Raw genomic sequence first — 15,529 nt, forward strand, 5'->3', positions numbered from 1 at the left:
ATCTATGTCTCTTTTTTCTTTTTATTATTCACATTGCACATATTGCCATGTGAAGTCATTTCTTTTTCTGTCATTTTACGACAAAAAGGAAACAGTGCCACTTAATAATAAAAAGTGACCTGCTTCCTGTATGTATTTTCAGTCTTCTGCCCGTCCGTCCTTTTCCTCCTCCAGTATCTTCCGGATCGCGCCGGCCGGATATCCTTTCCGGAAAAAATGAGCACAGGTTTTCTGGACAGCCACCGCGTCCAGCTCAGAAAACTTCCGTATATACTTTATAACCTGGGGACGGATATCTTCCTCCTGCTGACTGCCCGCCTCCTCAAATACCATATCAAGAATCTGCCCGGAGATTCCTTTCCGGGTAAGTTCCATCCGAATCTGCCGGTAACTCTTCCTGCCTTTTTTGTCATTCAGATATTCTCTGGCATAATTCTCATCATTCACATAGCCGTGGTCTCTCACAAAGTCAAGAGCCGCGTCCACGGAGCGGGTGTCATTGAGTGAAGCTGTCAGCTTATCCCGGAGCTCCTGCTCCGTGCAGTCTTTTTTGACTAAAATTCCGAGGGCCCTCTTTTTGGCCCTCGGAACAGCATATTCTTCCCGAAGCTTCTGAAACGTTTCCGCGCTGACCGCATCTCCGTCCGCAAGCTTCTGCTTTTTAATCTCTCCCGGATAGAGGTAAATCCCCTCCTCATATTCCGGCTCCACATAGATCTTCTTTCCCCTGGTGGAGTGCAGATGAATGATATAATCCATGACTGTTCTCCGGCTTATTCTGCCTTATCAGCAGGTCTTCCGGCAGGATTCCCGGAACCTCCCGCCTTCGCAGCCTCGCCTCCTGCGGCCTTCGGTCCCGGTGCACTCTTTGCCGAACCATCCTCCTCCGGAGCGTCCGCCAGCACATCGGTCGGAAGTCCGTAATAAGTACGAACCTTATTCTCCACATCTTTCATAATATCCGGATGTTCTTTCAGGAAAATCTTGGCGTTCTCCCGCCCCTGTCCGATCTTCTCGCCCTCGTAGGAGTACCAGGAACCGCTCTTGGCGACGGCGCCGACCTTCACTCCAAGATCCAGGACATCTCCCTCTCTGGAAATCCCCTGTCCGAACATAATATCGAACTCTGCCTCTCGGAACGGAGGCGCCACCTTATTCTTGACCACCTTCACACGGGTATGATTGCCGACGATCTCTCCATTCTGCTTGATGGCCTCCACCCGGCGCACATCCATACGCACGGAAGCGTAGAACTTGAGCGCCCGGCCGCCGGTAGTGGTCTCCGGATTACCGAACATGACGCCCACCTTCTCACGGAGCTGGTTGATAAATACCACCACACAGTTGGACTTGTCAATAACACCGGTGAGCTTACGCATGGCCTTGGACATCAGACGGGCATGAAGACCTACCTGCAGGTCATCCATATCTCCGTCAATCTCGGCCTTCGGCACCAGCGCCGCCACAGAGTCAATGATCACAATATCAAGAGCGCCGGAACGGATCATTGTCTCGGCGATCTCCAGCGCCTGCTCGCCGTGGTCCGGCTGAGAAATGTACAGATTATCGATATCCACACCGATCTTCTTAGCATACTGGGGATCCAGGGCATGTTCCGCGTCGATAAATCCGGCAATGCCGCCTCTCTTCTGCGCCTCGGCGATCATATGTAACGCCACCGTGGTCTTACCGCTGGACTCCGGTCCGTAGATCTCAATGATTCTTCCCCGCGGGATGCCTCCCACGCCCAGTGCCACATCCAGGCTGATGGACCCTGTTGGAATGGCCTCCACATTAATATTGGCAGAAGCGTCTCCCAGCTTCATCACAGAACCCTTGCCAAAATTCTTCTCAATCGCTGCCACCGCATTATTCAGGGCAGTCATCTTTTCTTCTCTACTGCTCATAATTCCATCTCCTTTTCACCGCAGAACATCCGCGGCCGCGGCGCCGTCCTCCGCGCCGACATCTATCCTTTCTTCATCAATATCTGAAACTTATATATGGAAGAATGCATCCGGAAACATCGCTTCCGCCCTCCTGCCTTCCATTTTCCCGGATAGTATATCATAAACCCGGAAACAAAACAAGTGTTCCCGAAAATTTGTTCGTTTTTTATCGGTTGTCCACCTTTTCCGGATAAAGATCATGACGCTCCAGACGATAAGCCGCCACTTCCTCCCACCGGGTGCCCGGTCTGCCGTAATTGGTATACGGATCAATGGAAATGCCGCCCCTTGGCGTAAACTTTCCCCACACTTCAATGTACTTTGGATCCATGACGCGGATCAGATCCTTCATGATGATATTCACACAGTCCTCGTGGAAGTCTCCGTGATTACGGAAACTGAACAGATACAGCTTCAAAGACTTACTTTCCACCATGCGCACATCCGGCACATAAGAAATATAGATAGTGGCAAAATCCGGCTGTCCTGTCATCGGACAGAGACTGGTGAACTCCGGACAGTTAAATTTAACAAAATAATCGTGGTCCTGATGTTTATTGATAAAAGTCTCCAGCATCTCCGGGGCATAATCGGTCGGATACTTCGTTCCCTGATTTCCCAGGAGAGAAACGCCGGAAAGCTCTTCTTTCGTTCTTGTACTCATTTTCTCATTTCCTTTTTCTGGTTTATTTTTAAATGTATCGTCTGTTTCAGACGTATTATCTGTATCTTTTCCTTACTTTCTACTTTCGCTTCTTTTAAACGCATATTTCATGACGGCCGCAGACGCGGCTCCGGCCGTTACAGCAGCCGCCCGTTGACGCCAAAATTATCGCTGAACGCAAAAGACACATAAATATTTCCCGCCGGAATCTTCAGATCCTCTTCCAGTATCTTAAAGATTGCCCCGTTGAGCCGTTCGCAATCCTCTCTGGACGGCCCGGTTTTCAGCACAACGCCCACATAGGCTCCGTACTCGATGAATTCACCGCCTTTGTAAATGTGTTCATCAGAGGAAATATTGATCATGAGTCCTCCGGGAGTCTTCCCCGGAATCAGCGTGATCGCCTCTCCTAGTTTTTCTGTCAGTATTCTTTCCTGTTTTCTTGACGCCTGCTTTGCAAGCTTAACTTCAATGTACTGCATAATCGACTCCTTTATCTTTCCCATATATGGTGTAAATTCTATTTCAGCACTCTTAAAATTCTTTCCAGCTGGTATTTTTGTAGACCGTGAAATAATAGATCAGATCAAAATACGTCTGTTCCTCTCCGGTCTGATCCAGATCCCAGTTCTCCGCCTGATCCAGATCCGGCATCCAGGTATCCGCCTCGTAGGCATAATCCAGCCGGGTCACATAGGCGTCCTGACAGTACGGAAGCATCATGCGGTAAATGCTCTCTCCTCCGATGATAAAAATCTCTTCCTTATACTTCTTCAGTTCTTCCCGAAGCTCATCCTCACTGTGCACCACCACCGCGCCTTTTCCATCATAGTTTTCCTGGCGGGTCAGCACGATATTGACACGATTCGGAAGGGGTCTGCCTCCCGGAAAACTCTCCAGAGTCTTTCTTCCCATGACCACTACATTTCCTTCTGTCAGGCGGCGGAAATTCTTCATATCGTTGGAAATGCGCACCAGCAGTTCATTGTTTCTTCCAATCCCCCAGTTTTTATCTGCCGCTACAATTATATGCATGGTTATTTCCTCCTCTTTTCCTTTTCTAAATAGCCACCGGTATATTCTTTACCTGCGGACCGGCTTCATAGTTCTCAATGGTAAAATCATCCACCGTAAAATCATAAAAGTTCTTCACTTCCGGATTCAGCATCACCTTCGGAGCGTCATAGGTCGGTCTGGTGATCAGTTCTTTGATGATCGGAATATGACGGTCATAAATATGAGCGTCCGCGATCACGTGTACCAGCTCGCCCGGCTCAAACCCGCTCACCTGGCTGATCATCATAAGAAGGGCCGCATACTGCACCACATTCCAGTTGCCTGCGGTCAGCACATCCTGTGAACGCTGATTGAGGATCGCATTGAGCTTGTTGCCCGTCACGTTAAAGGTCATGCTGTACGCACAGGGATAGAGATTCATCTCGTGCAGATCCGCATGGACATAAATATTGGTCATGATCCTGCGGCTGTAAGGATTGTTCCTGAGGTCAAAGAGCACCCGGTCCACCTGATCCATCTCTCCTTCTTTATACTGATGTTTTACTCCCAGCTGATATCCGTAGGCTTTTCCGATGGAACCGTCCTCGTCGGCCCAGGCATCCCAGATATGGCTGTTCAAATCATGAACATTGTTGGATTTTTTCTGCCAGATCCACAGAATCTCGTCGATGGCAGAGCGGATGTATGTCTTTCTCAGCGTGATTGCCGGAAATTCTTTTGACAGATCATAGCGGTTGATGATGCCAAAACGTTTCATAGTGTAAGCATAGGAACCATCTTCCCATTTCGGACGCACCTTTTCTCCCTCGGTGCTGTAACCATTCTCGATGATGTCCCTGCACATAGCGATAAATACTGTATCTGCGTAGCTCATTTTCTTCCCTCCAACATATTTTCCGGTGTTTTTCCTTATATTTTTAAAAATTTGATATCTGTTTCTTTTTTCTTCCAATTTCAGCCCTGCGGTCTTTCCCACGATTGATTTTCCCTGAAAAAAGTATTAGAATATAGAGAACAGGCAATACTAAATCGTAAGTAGAATCCACAGGGATTTTACATTACAGGAAGGATGTTACCATGAAAAAATCTAAAGTACTTTTTGCTGCAGCTGTTATCATTGGCATTGCCGCCGGTTTTTATCTTCTTCTCCGTTTTGTGAAGAATCTGTTTGAAGATTATGTGGAAGAAGACCTGTTCGACGAAGATGCTGACCTTGATTACATTGATGAAGACTTCGAAGAAGAAGACGAGGTTCCTCCGGTAAAGGAGGAGAAACCTGCGAAGGCCGCTGCCAAGGTGCGCCGCGGCTACATCCCGATCAAGCTTCATCAGAGCGAAGCTGCCGAATAATCAGTTCTTTCGGAAAAGGCTGCGGAATTTATTTCGCGGCCTTTAACATTTCTTCCATTTCCTCCACCGTAAATGTATAGTGGGAGTTACAGAAATGACAATTCACCTCGATTGGTTTTCCTTCCTGAATCATCTCCTGCAGATCTTTCTTTCCGACGCTGATGACAGCCTTTGATACCCGTTCTTTGGAACAATTACAGTAAAACTGTGTCGGAATCTTATCCTCGATATCGATATCATATCCTTCAAAGAGTTTTTTCATCATATCTTCCGGTGTTTCCCCTGCGTCCAGATGACTGGTCACTGAAGAAAACTCTTTCAGACGGTCTTCCAGAGTGGCGATCAGTCCGTCTTCAGCAAACGGCATCATCTGAATAATAAATCCGCCCGCCTGACGAACGGTATTATCTTTATTCATGAGCACACCCAGAGCCACAGAAGTCGGGATCTGCTCTGAGGTGGCAAAATAATAGGTAAGATCCTCCGCGATCTCTCCGGAAACCAGATGTGTCTGTCCGGAATACGGCTCTTTCAATCCCAGATCTTTGATGACCGTGAGCACTCCCAGATCAAGAGCCTTTCCCACATCAAGCTTGCCTGCCTTGCTCGGCGGCAGCATGACATCCTTGTTATACACATATCCTTTTACATTTGCCTTTGCGTCCGCAGTCACCACAAGTCCGCCGATAGGTCCGCTGCATTTTATCTGAATGGTAATCACATCCGTGTCATTTTTACACATGGTTCCCATCATGGCGCCTGCGGTCAGAAGTCTTCCCAGGGCTGCCGTTGCCACCGGGCTTGTATCATGACGCTTTCTTGCTTCCTCTACCAGATTTCTGGAGCTGGCGGCAAAAAAACGAACCTGATGGTCCGCCGCCATTCCCCGAATAATGTAATCTTCCATTTTGAGTCCTCCTTCCGGCCGCCGTTACTGCGGCCTCTTTTTCGTCGTTGCTTATTTGCCCTGCTCCCTGGCCGCGACCACAATGCGCTCGCTGTCCTCCCGGGCAGGTTCCATGGTATATCCGTCATAGGCTTTCAAAAAGAGAAGCCCCGCTCCCTTAAGGAGCTGACAAATTCTTTCAAGAGTATATCCTTTTTGTACATGCTGTTCCTGGAACTTGCGGAACAGGTCGTCTTTCTCCTGCACAAATACACTCAGATCAATATAATTTAAGTGTTCTTCCTCATCGTACTCGTTGTACCAGATAAAGCTCACATCGTCCCGGTCCTCGGCAATGACGCTCTCACCCACCACATCCCGGTATTTGTGTTCCGTATTAAAATCAAACAGGAAAATCCCTCCCGGATCCAGGTAATTGTTGACCAGGGAAAATACGTGAAGGAGGTCTTCCTCCTCCGTCACATAATTGATACTGTCACAGACCGAAATCACCGACCGGACTGTCCCGTATAATTCAAACTCCCGCATATCCTGAAGCAGATACAGACAGGAGTCGGCTTTTTCCGAACCTCTTTCTCTGGCAATCTGAAGCATATCCATGGACGAATCCACGCCGATCAGGTCAAACCCCCGGCCGGCCATGAGCGTCGTCATCCTGCCGGTACCGCAGGCCAGATCCAGCATCAGACCGTCTGTGATCCCGTATTCCCGCAGTCTCTCCTGCAAGAACTCCGCCCACGCTTCATAGGGTACATTATCCATCAGCTCATCATATACCCTTGCAAAATTTTCATATGTTTTCATTTTATTCCTCTTTCCTATCCTCCTGGTCACAGGGCCTGCTGAAGGTCTACAAAAGCGGCGCAAAAATCCGCAGAATTCCCTGTATCAGCTGGAAAAACATATTTTTCTGGCAAAGTTCTTTTGTGATATTGGTACAGTCCTCCAGCGTCTTTAAAATATCATTTTTAATATCCATCACCGCCGGACATTTGTAAAGATAGACCCCATTTTCAAAATGAAAATACAGACTGCGGTAGTCCAGATTAATGGTACCCACCGTGGCAAATTTATCATCGCAGACTGCCACCTTGCTGTGGACAAAACCAGGGCGATACTGAAAAATCATCACGCCGCCTTCCACCAGCTGCTGGTAATAGGACTGTGTCTCCAGAAATACCATCTTTTTGTCAGGGATCCCCGGGGTGATGATCCGCACGTCCACTCCCCGTTTGGCCGCCAGAATCAGGGCAGTCACCAGCTCATTGTCAATAATCAGATACGGGGTAAAGAAATAAATGTAATGAACGGCGCTGTTGATCAGATTCAGATACACACTCTCCCCGACACACTCCGAGTCCAGCGGATGATCGGAATACGGCAGGATGATTCCCGGCGCATCAGGTTTTACATACTTCTTGTAAGCTTCTTCTTTATATAAGAAACGGTTATAGTCAATCTTATCGGCCGCAAACGTATTCCACATCTGTAAAAACATCATGGTCATGCTGTGAACTGCCTTTCCGGTCAGACGCACGCCGTTATCTTTCCAGTATCCGAATCTCTGCTTCTCATTGATATACTCATCGGCAAAATTAATACCGCCGGTGTAGGCTGCCTGATCATCAATGACCAGGATCTTCCGGTGGTCACGGTTATTAAACACCGTGGAAAGCACCGGGACATACCGGTTAAACACCACGCATTTGATGCCCTTTTCCCGCAATGTCCTGTCGTAGTGGGACGGCAGCACGAAAATACTGCCCACATCGTCATACATCACCCGGACATCCACGCCTTCCTTCACTTTCTCAGTGAGGATCTTGAGAATCGAGTTCCACATGATTCCTTCTTCTATAATAAAGTATTCCAGAAAAATGTAGCGTTTGGCTTTTTTCAGATCTTCCAGCATGGCTTCGAAACACTCTTCTCCTGTGGGATAATAGGTGATTTCCGAATCTCTGCAGGCCGGAAAACCTGACTGTTGTTCCAGATAGTAGACCTGCCCGGCCGCCACCGTATCTTCTTTGTTGAGAGATTCCTGAATCTTTGGATCAAAGACCAGATATTTCGCGCTCTCCTGCAGCGTGGATTCCATCTTTCTGCGCATCTTACGGATCGGCTTCTTTCCCCCGATATACAGATACAGCAATCCGCCAAAAAGCGGAAACATCAATATGACCACGATCCACGCCAGCTTCACCGCCGGATTATCATTGCGCCGGATAATGTACAAGACAACAAGTATACTTAAGATCCGCAAACCAATGGACAGCATCTGGCTGTAGGAAGTAAAGCGGATAAACAGAAATGCGATCCATCCGATTTGCAGCAGTATCAGCAGAGACACGATAACCATGCGATGTGTAAGATATTTAAAAATTTTTCTCATATCGTCCCCTCCTGCTTTTGTATTTTTCTTTTTTATTTCCGAGCTTATACCCCGGGCATAAACTCCTGCCAGTGGATCTCCAAATATTTTCCCAGAGAAAAGGAATAAATATAACTGTGTATTACCTTTTTCCCGAGAATCTGCTCCAGGGCTGACTTATAATATACCATCTGCGTCTTGTATCGGTCAAGAAGAAGACTCTCTTCCCCTTCAGAAACATAATCCGTTTTATAGTCAAAAAGCCACAGTCCCTCCGCATCTTCCCCGCAGGCGTCAATGACGCCCTGGACGACGATCATCTCTTCTTCCTGCTTATCCGCGCAGTCTTTGGTTTTCCCGGCTGATCCGGACAGCAGACCCTTATCGGCATCGGTTTTGCCGGCCGCGTCCGGTACATCGCCTGTATCTGCATAAAACAGCGCTGACGAAAGTCCCGCGGTGAATGGCAGCTCCTTTCGAAGTCTCCCTTCCCGGTCCATTCCGCGTATTTTCTCTCCCACTTCCGAGAACAAAAACTGTTCCACGCCCCGGTACACGGTCTTCATGGAGATGCGGGAACATTCCGGATAAGATTTCTCAATATCCTGCAATGCCTCAAACAATTCTTTCTTGGTCTGAATCTCCCCAAAGGGCAGCAATTCCATGATTTTGTGGACAATGGTTCCCCGGGCAGCGCCGGAGACTTCCTGCTCTGTCTCTGACAGGAACCGGGGTTTTGGAACTTCTTCCTCCTCCGGCGCAAGAACTTCTTCCGGCGCGATGATCTCTTCCGCCGGCAGGTCTTCCCCCTCAAGCGGCATCATGGACAATTTCTTCAGTTCAGAAACCGAATATTTCCGCTTCCATCCGGAAGCTTCCCGGTGCGGGTATTCAAAAGAAAACGCCTGCTCCAGCGGAGAGACATCCAGCTGCATCTTTTCCTGCTGCATATAATCTTCCAGAGAACGGACGTCCGCCCCTTTTTCTTCCCGTAAAAATTCTCCTTCCAGCTGATGAAAATGTATTTTTTTCACCGGAAGCTTAGGCAGAAGCGGCAGCAGCCAGTCCATGAAACTCCGGGCCCCCAGCTTCTTCTCCAGAGAAAGCGCCGGGATCAAAATGTCTGACACATCTGTGGTCTGCCCGGCCTCTGCAGCATCTATTTTTTCCGATTTGGCGATACCGGTCAGGATCAGCTTCCTCTGAGCTCTGGTCATGGCCACGTAGAGAATCCGCAGCTCTTCCTCCAGGGTTTCCTTCTTCATCTGCTCGCGGACTGCCTTCTTTAAGAGCGACGGATGGTGCACCCGCGCTTTAAGGTCCACATACTCAAGACCGATTCCCATTTCCGGATGGAAGAGCACCGGCCGGTTTCCATCCATGAGATTAAACCTGCGGGAAAGACCGCTGACAAACACCACCGGAAACTCTAAGCCCTTGCTTTTGTGAATGGTCATGATCCGCACCCGGTCACTGCCTTCTTCCTTTAATGAAGCGCTTCCCAGTTCCACTTCATAGGTTCTGAGCTGCTCCATATAACGCAAAAAATAAAAGAGGCCTTTAAATACAGTTTTTTCATAATCTTCCGCCTTCTGAAGGAGCATGAGCAGGTTTTCTTTCCGGCTTTCTCCTCCCGGCAGCATCTGCATCTGATAAAAGATTCCGGTTTCCCGGTAGATTTCCCACAGCAGTTCATGGAGAGGCATTTCTTTTTTCTTCCTGCGGAAATAGAGAAGCAGTCTGTTAAAATGAGACAGTTTATCTTTAAGCGCCCCCTCTTCTCCCTCCGCCAGATATATTTCTATCAGATCATAGATGGCGTATTCCTGCCGGGACAGGATCTCCGTGAGCACCCGCAGTTTGGCCAGCTCCTCCTCGGTCAGGCCGCCGATGGAAGATAAGAGCACCGACGCCATGGGGATATCCTGATACACATTATCTACGATAGCCAGATAATTTAAGACCAGCTGTACTTCCCGGCTCTGGAAATAACCGGTCTTACTCTCGCAGACCGCCGGGATTCCCGCATGGTTCAAAAGTTCCGCCATGACCTCCGCCCGCCCGGCGCCGGAACGCAGCAGAATCACCATGTCTTTATACGCATATCCTTCTTCCAGAAGCTCCCGGATTCTCCGGGCGATCATGGCTGTCTCCGCCTCTACGGAATTCACTTCCACCGCCAGATTTTCCTTTTCTTCATCTTCCACCAGAAGAAGCATCTCCGACTGCTCCGTCTCCTGTTCCATGGGGCCGCCTTTTCCCGGACGAAGGGCAATCTTTCCCGTATAGTCCACGCCGCCAAATTGCCGGTCCATCAGGTTCTCAAAGACCAGATTACAAAAAGACAGCACTCCCGGCACACTCCGGAAGTTATCTCTCAGTTCAATCTGCGCGCCGTTTTTCTCCTCCCGGCTCTCCGGAGGCTGATATCTGTCATACCGGGATAAAAACAGATCCGGCCTCGCCTGACGGAAACGATAGATGCTCTGCTTTACATCCCCCACCACAAACAGGTGATTGCGGCCTTCCCGGCAGATGGCATTCAGAATCGTCTCCTGCACCAGATTGGTGTCCTGGTATTCATCCACGAAAACCGCTTTATACTTCCTGGACAGTTCCTCCGCCACACCGGAAGGCACCGGTCGCCCGTCGTCATCATAAGAAGCAACCAGCAGAGACAGGGCGATGTGTTCCAGATCATCAAAATCAAATACATTTTTCTCTTTTTTGGACTGATAATATAAATCTTCGTACCGGGAAGATAAGGTGATGAGCTCCTCCAGAAACGGCCGCAGCTCCCGGTTTTCCAGGCAGAGTTTCTCTGTCCCGCATAAGAAGAAGGAGTCCTTTATCTGCTGCAGTTCCTCCCGGACAGCTTTGTGGAGCGTCTTGATTTCTTCCAGATACGGCCATTCCTTTTCCTTTTTGTTGGCTCTCGGCAGATCCGTCACCGATATTTGAGAAAACTTCTCATAAAACTCGTCAAATCGCTGTGCCTGCAGCAGCGCCGACACGATCTCCTGATCTTTTTCCAGCAGTGCAAAAAAGCGTTCCGGCTCCGGAACTCCCTCAAATACCGTCATTCCTCCGGCAATCTGTCCAGAAAGCTCCTGAAGCTGTCCCCGTACCTTTCCGACAATACTCCGAAGTGCCCGGCTGTCTTTGATGGTTTCCGGCGATTCCAGCTTTTCTTCTTCTCTTCGCACCCGGGAAAGCCACTGTTCCCTGTCCGGGAACCCCCGGGAAAACCGGTAAAACTCTTCGACAAGGGTCTCGATCATCCTGTCATTCTTACCCGGAGCATAGGCCTCCACAAAACGGAGGAAAGACTCCCTGCCACTGGCGTAGGCTTCCTCCAGCACATCTTCCATGGCCTTCTGGCGCAGCAGAAATAATTCGCCCTCCTCTCCGATCCGGAAGGACGGGTCGATGCCCGCTTCATTAAAATGGGTGCGGATCAGACGGTTACAAAAACTGTGTACCGTAGAAATATCCGCATGTTTCATCATCCGGATCTGCCGGCGCAGCCGGCGGTTCTCCGGTTCCTTTTCCAGGCGGGCATCCAGTTCGGCGGTGATTCTGTCCCGCATTTCTTCCGCCGCCGCGTTGGTAAAGGTCATCACCAGGAAATCATCCACCGACAGCGGATGTTCCTCATCGAGAATCATCTCTGCCATGCGGCTGACCAGCACCCGGGTCTTTCCGGCTCCGGCTCCGGCGGACACCAGGATATCGCATCCCCGCAGATATATGGCCTGTTCCTGCTCTTTTGTAAAATTCATCTAGTCCACCTGCCTTTCCCCGTGTTCCGAATTCTCTTTCCGTATGGACTCCAGCACTTCTTCCGAAGATTCTTTCTTGAAATCCCGGTACGTATATCCCTCCAGACGGGCATCAAAACCACACACAGAATTATAAGGACAGTAATCACAGGCTGTCCCCTTTTCATTTTTATAAGGACTCACCGGAATCTTCCCGTCATAAATGGCTTCTCCCATCTCCGTGATTTTCCGGCGCATGTAACGGCCAATGGCACGGAAATCATCGGTGGCAAGAACCGACGCGTTTTTATAAGGCATCCCCTTCTTTGTGAGACGTACAGACGCCGACACAAAGTTTTCCTGCCCCTCTTCCAGTTTCTCCAGAATATCCTTGTCACTGTTGGCATATCCGGACATCCGGAAACTCTTCCGGGCACTCTCCTCATCACCGCTCTCCGCCCTGAGAATCGGGTCTTTCAGATTATAATAAAACATTCCCGCCGGCACGGCTTCTTTGCCTGTCTCATTCTGATAAATTTCCGCCGCCACATTCATGTAAATGACCAGCTGCATCTGAAGGCCGTGATAGAGATCTCCCAGATCAAAATTCTCTACGCCGGATTTATAATCAATGATCCTAAGCAGGATCCGGTCTTCTTCCTCGCAGACGTCCACACGGTCGATAAAGCCTTCCAGCTGCATCCGGTTCCCGTCTTTTAAAGGCAAATGTACGGCATTCAGCCGGTCGGTGCGCCCGAAATGCAGCTCAAACCGGTCCGGTTCCATCTGGCTGTGCTCCAGATGCATTTTCAAAACCCGCACGGTCCGCCGCAAAATCCGCTCCACCATGCGGACTTTGTACTGATTTCTGGCCGTACTTTTCAGGACATCCCCGGTATCTTCTCCGGCTGCGGCCTCCACCGCTTCTCTGATCCAGTCATCAGCCACCGCCTCCGGCACATCTTTCCAGCGCCAGCCGGATTGCTTTACGCGCCGGGAAAAAGATTCCAGCGCATGGTGAAACAGATTGCCAAGATCGACCGGGCGAACGGTATATTCTTCCCGCTCCCGGAGCTCCAGACCATAAATGCAATAATACTGATACGGGCACGCCGCAAACCGTTCCAGACGGGTAACACTTCCTTTTAACTCCCTGCCAAACAGCTCCAGCATCAATTCCTTCGGCAGCATTTTTCCGGCTTCCGTCCTGTCATTCTGCGCCCAGAAAGCCTGCAGTGTATCCCGAAGTTCCTCCTTATCATACCAGTACCGAAGCAGCAGCCGGAACGGCACTGAGGTCTCCTCTCCGTTTTTCATTTTCTGCAGACCTTCTATGAGAAGCTCTCTGCTGTCTTCCTCATTAAAATAATACCGCGGTTCTTCACCGGGATAACTGCGCTCTCTTAAATACGGAAACAACCGGAGGCATTCTTTTAAGAGCGGAGACGGACTTTTCGCGGCACCGCCGTTATCCTGGGCCGCATAGGTAAAATACAGTTCCCTCTCCGGCTTCGACAAGGCAAGATAAATGTACAGATCGTCTTCCATAGACTGTTCCTCCAGACAGAGGGACAGATGGATGCCCCACTCTTCCAGAATCTGCTTCTCATCGTCGTTGATCATCCCTCCATCTTCCAGGGACGGCGGAATACTTCCGTCGTTCATGCCGGCAATAAAAAGTACCCGGACATCCGGAAGTCTTGTCCTCTTTAAATCTCCGAGAATCAAGGCATCCATGGACAAAGGCGGCGTCCCCAGCTCCAGGGCGTCCAGTCCCGCATCCAGGATCTGCGCCAGCTCCTCCACAGGAAGATTCTCCTCACCGAAAATCCCCACAATCTTATCCAGAAGATCAAGGATCAGCGAAAACAGCTGCCGGTATTCTTTTTCCCGGACATAATCTCCCTCTTTCTCAGCAGTCTCCGCCAGCTCTTTTAACTTTTTGTCATACCGGAGCCGGCACATGGCGTTATAAAGCGCCTCCATCTTCTCCCGGACATTTTTCTCCCGGTCTTTTAAGATCCGCGTACACTCCCCGGTTTCCGCCAGCAGTTTCTCCCGCAGCATCTGGAGACGCTGCGCCCGGCTTTCCCCGATCCGGTTCATTCTTCTCATAAAAGGATTTTTCCACATGGAATATCCGCGGATTCCCGCCCAGATCACATAATTTTCCAGGGTGTCCGTCTCCTCATCGGTAAAATCAGACATACCGGACTTCAGATACCGGAACACACTCTCATAAGAATAATCGGTCACCGCCAGATGAAAAAGCGCCCGCAGAGTCTCCACACCGGAATGGTAAGATACCCGCTTTTTGGTATCTTCAAAAAGCGGGATCTTTAAGATATCCGCCTTTCTGCGAAAGGAAGACGCGTATTCCTCCACATTTCCTGTCAAAATGGCAAAATCCCGGTACCGGTATCCCTCCCTCCGGACCATCCTCTCAATCTGATGGAGAATATATTCCGCTTCCCCGTCCGGATTGCGGCAGGCGGTCAGATGGATGTGGGATACCTCTTTCCCGTAGCATGTTCTTCGGGAACGAAATACATGCCTCTCCAGAAAAGCCAGTTCCTCATTCTGAAACCGCGGCGGCGTTTCATGGGCAAGCCAGACCGGCTCTTCCATCTCCACCCCGGTCTCCCGGCAGAGTTCCGCCAGGGCATGCAATGTCTTTTCGCTGAAATGAAAAAGTTCCCCATTGTCTGCTGTTCCCCGGCCCGGCATTCCGGCTTTTTGTCCCGGAGATCTCTCTTGTTCTCTTGCACCCCTGCGCATTCCCGGTCCTTTGATGAAAGGCGGCTCATCCATGGTGATGGATATGTTTACCTGACCGGACACTTTCAGCAGCTCACGCAGGAACTTCATCTGTACCGGGGTAAAGCCGGTAAATCCATCAAAGTAAAATACACCTTCCCGGAGCATTTTCGAGGACGGCACCAGCTCGCTGAGCACATCAAGGATCTGTTCTGCCACCATGAACCGGCTGGATATCTCCTGATCAAAGTATTCAAAAACGGTTCCCAGTTCCGCGCATTTTTCCATGAGCCCCGGATATTCCGTGAGTTTCCCGTCCATCTCCTTCATCTGCTCCCAGGTAACGCCATAGCCGATACACTCGATGAGTATGGATTTCAGCTCGTCCACAAAACCTGCCTTCCGGATATTTCTCTTAAAAAACGGAAACTCTTCTTCATGCTCCGCAAGAATCTTCCGCAGGATGAGCGACACGCCCAGATCCTCCAGAATATCCTTCGGCACAAACCCGCACTCATCAAATACCCGGTAGGCAAGACGGTAGAAACTCAGCACATCAATATTAAAATACCCATGATTCGGATGGCTTTCCACCAGCTTCCGCTGCATTTCCAGACTGAACTGTTCCGGAACAATGATATAGCAATTCTGTTTAGGATTTTCCCCGGACAGACGGATGGCCTCCTCCAGCACCCGTCTGGTTTTGCCCTGTCCGCTGCCCCCTGCAATGATTCTAAGTGACATACCGTCCTC

The 15,529-nt window shown here is 49.7% G+C and carries 12 protein-coding genes; 1 reads left to right on the forward strand and 11 read right to left on the reverse strand.

The features are described from left to right. Window positions 1-138 precede the first annotated feature (138 nt). The 6 genes from B5E53_RS02915 to thyA form a co-directional block, all read right to left on the reverse strand. Window positions 139-759, reverse strand: a complete 621-nt coding sequence (locus B5E53_RS02915; RefSeq protein ID WP_087312535.1) for a regulatory protein RecX — start codon at window positions 757-759, stop codon at window positions 139-141. 14 nt (window positions 760-773) lie between these two features. Continuing rightward, on the reverse strand, window positions 774-1,907 hold the full coding sequence (gene recA, locus B5E53_RS02920; RefSeq protein WP_087312536.1) for a recombinase RecA: 1,134 nt from the start codon (window positions 1,905-1,907) through the stop codon (window positions 774-776). A 208-nt stretch (window positions 1,908-2,115) separates the two neighbouring features. After that, the gene (gene queF / locus B5E53_RS02925; protein WP_087312537.1) at window positions 2,116-2,613 is read right to left on the reverse strand and encodes a preQ(1) synthase; all 498 of its coding nucleotides are present in this window, start codon (window positions 2,611-2,613) and stop codon (window positions 2,116-2,118) included. Between the two features lie 137 nt (window positions 2,614-2,750). After that, entirely contained in the window at window positions 2,751-3,119 is a 369-nt protein-coding gene (locus B5E53_RS02930) for a hypothetical protein (RefSeq protein ID WP_162611765.1), read from the reverse strand. Between the two features lie 28 nt (window positions 3,120-3,147). Continuing rightward, entirely contained in the window at window positions 3,148-3,648 is a 501-nt protein-coding gene (locus B5E53_RS02935; protein WP_087312539.1) for a dihydrofolate reductase, read from the reverse strand. A 25-nt stretch (window positions 3,649-3,673) separates the two neighbouring features. Beyond that, window positions 3,674-4,504: a thymidylate synthase gene (thyA, locus tag B5E53_RS02940; protein ID WP_087312634.1), complete on the reverse strand. Its 831-nt coding sequence runs from the start codon at window positions 4,502-4,504 to the stop codon at window positions 3,674-3,676. Window positions 4,505-4,707: 203 nt separating this feature from the next. Here thyA and B5E53_RS02945 point away from each other — a divergent pair, with 203 nt between their 5' ends. Continuing rightward, complete coding sequence (locus tag B5E53_RS02945) at window positions 4,708-4,980, forward strand: hypothetical protein (RefSeq protein WP_087312540.1); 273 nt, start codon at window positions 4,708-4,710, stop codon at window positions 4,978-4,980. A 28-nt stretch (window positions 4,981-5,008) separates the two neighbouring features. On the opposite strand, the gene hslO is transcribed toward B5E53_RS02945, so the two are convergent. Genes hslO through B5E53_RS02970 form a run of 5 tightly spaced genes read right to left on the reverse strand, consistent with a single transcriptional unit; the run spans window position 5,009 to window position 15,520 of the window. Then, on the reverse strand, window positions 5,009-5,887 hold the full coding sequence (gene hslO, locus B5E53_RS02950; RefSeq protein WP_087312541.1) for an Hsp33 family molecular chaperone HslO: 879 nt from the start codon (window positions 5,885-5,887) through the stop codon (window positions 5,009-5,011). 51 nt (window positions 5,888-5,938) lie between these two features. Beyond that, the gene (locus B5E53_RS02955) at window positions 5,939-6,691 is read right to left on the reverse strand and encodes a class I SAM-dependent methyltransferase (RefSeq protein WP_087312542.1); all 753 of its coding nucleotides are present in this window, start codon (window positions 6,689-6,691) and stop codon (window positions 5,939-5,941) included. 46 nt (window positions 6,692-6,737) lie between these two features. Beyond that, complete coding sequence (cls, locus tag B5E53_RS02960; RefSeq protein WP_087312543.1) at window positions 6,738-8,279, reverse strand: cardiolipin synthase; 1,542 nt, start codon at window positions 8,277-8,279, stop codon at window positions 6,738-6,740. Between the two features lie 44 nt (window positions 8,280-8,323). Then, window positions 8,324-12,040 (reverse strand): helicase-exonuclease AddAB subunit AddA, encoded by a 3,717-nt coding sequence (addA, locus tag B5E53_RS02965; RefSeq protein ID WP_087312544.1) that lies wholly within the window; start codon window positions 12,038-12,040, stop codon window positions 8,324-8,326. Continuing rightward, the gene (locus B5E53_RS02970; protein ID WP_087312545.1) at window positions 12,041-15,520 is read right to left on the reverse strand and encodes a PD-(D/E)XK nuclease family protein; all 3,480 of its coding nucleotides are present in this window, start codon (window positions 15,518-15,520) and stop codon (window positions 12,041-12,043) included. It abuts the gene before it with no gap. Between the last annotated feature and the right edge of the window lie 9 nt (window positions 15,521-15,529).

Origin of the sequence: Eubacterium sp. An11 (assembly GCF_002161065.1) — a bacterium.
GTDB lineage: Bacteria > Bacillota > Clostridia > Lachnospirales > Lachnospiraceae > Anaerobutyricum > Anaerobutyricum faecale.

Bases quoted from the DNA above. Each gene is read 5' to 3' on its own strand.
- recA (WP_087312536.1), bottom strand. From the start codon at position 1,907: ATGAGCAGTAGAGAAGAAAAGATGACTGCCCTGAATAATGCGGTGGCA.
- B5E53_RS02935 (WP_087312539.1), bottom strand. From the start codon at position 3,648: ATGCATATAATTGTAGCGGCAGATAAAAACTGGGGGATTGGAAGAAAC.
- cls (WP_087312543.1), bottom strand. From the start codon at position 8,279: ATGAGAAAAATTTTTAAATATCTTACACATCGCATGGTTATCGTGTCT.
- hslO (WP_087312541.1), bottom strand. From the start codon at position 5,887: ATGGAAGATTACATTATTCGGGGAATGGCGGCGGACCATCAGGTTCGT.
- queF (WP_087312537.1), bottom strand. From the start codon at position 2,613: ATGAGTACAAGAACGAAAGAAGAGCTTTCCGGCGTTTCTCTCCTGGGA.
- thyA (WP_087312634.1), bottom strand. From the start codon at position 4,504: ATGAGCTACGCAGATACAGTATTTATCGCTATGTGCAGGGACATCATC.
- addA (WP_087312544.1), bottom strand. From the start codon at position 12,040: ATGAATTTTACAAAAGAGCAGGAACAGGCCATATATCTGCGGGGATGC.
- B5E53_RS02930 (WP_162611765.1), bottom strand. From the start codon at position 3,119: ATGGGAAAGATAAAGGAGTCGATTATGCAGTACATTGAAGTTAAGCTT.
- B5E53_RS02970 (WP_087312545.1), bottom strand. From the start codon at position 15,520: ATGTCACTTAGAATCATTGCAGGGGGCAGCGGACAGGGCAAAACCAGA.
- B5E53_RS02915 (WP_087312535.1), bottom strand. From the start codon at position 759: ATGGATTATATCATTCATCTGCACTCCACCAGGGGAAAGAAGATCTAT.
- B5E53_RS02955 (WP_087312542.1), bottom strand. From the start codon at position 6,691: ATGAAAACATATGAAAATTTTGCAAGGGTATATGATGAGCTGATGGAT.
- B5E53_RS02945 (WP_087312540.1), top strand. From the start codon at position 4,708: ATGAAAAAATCTAAAGTACTTTTTGCTGCAGCTGTTATCATTGGCATT.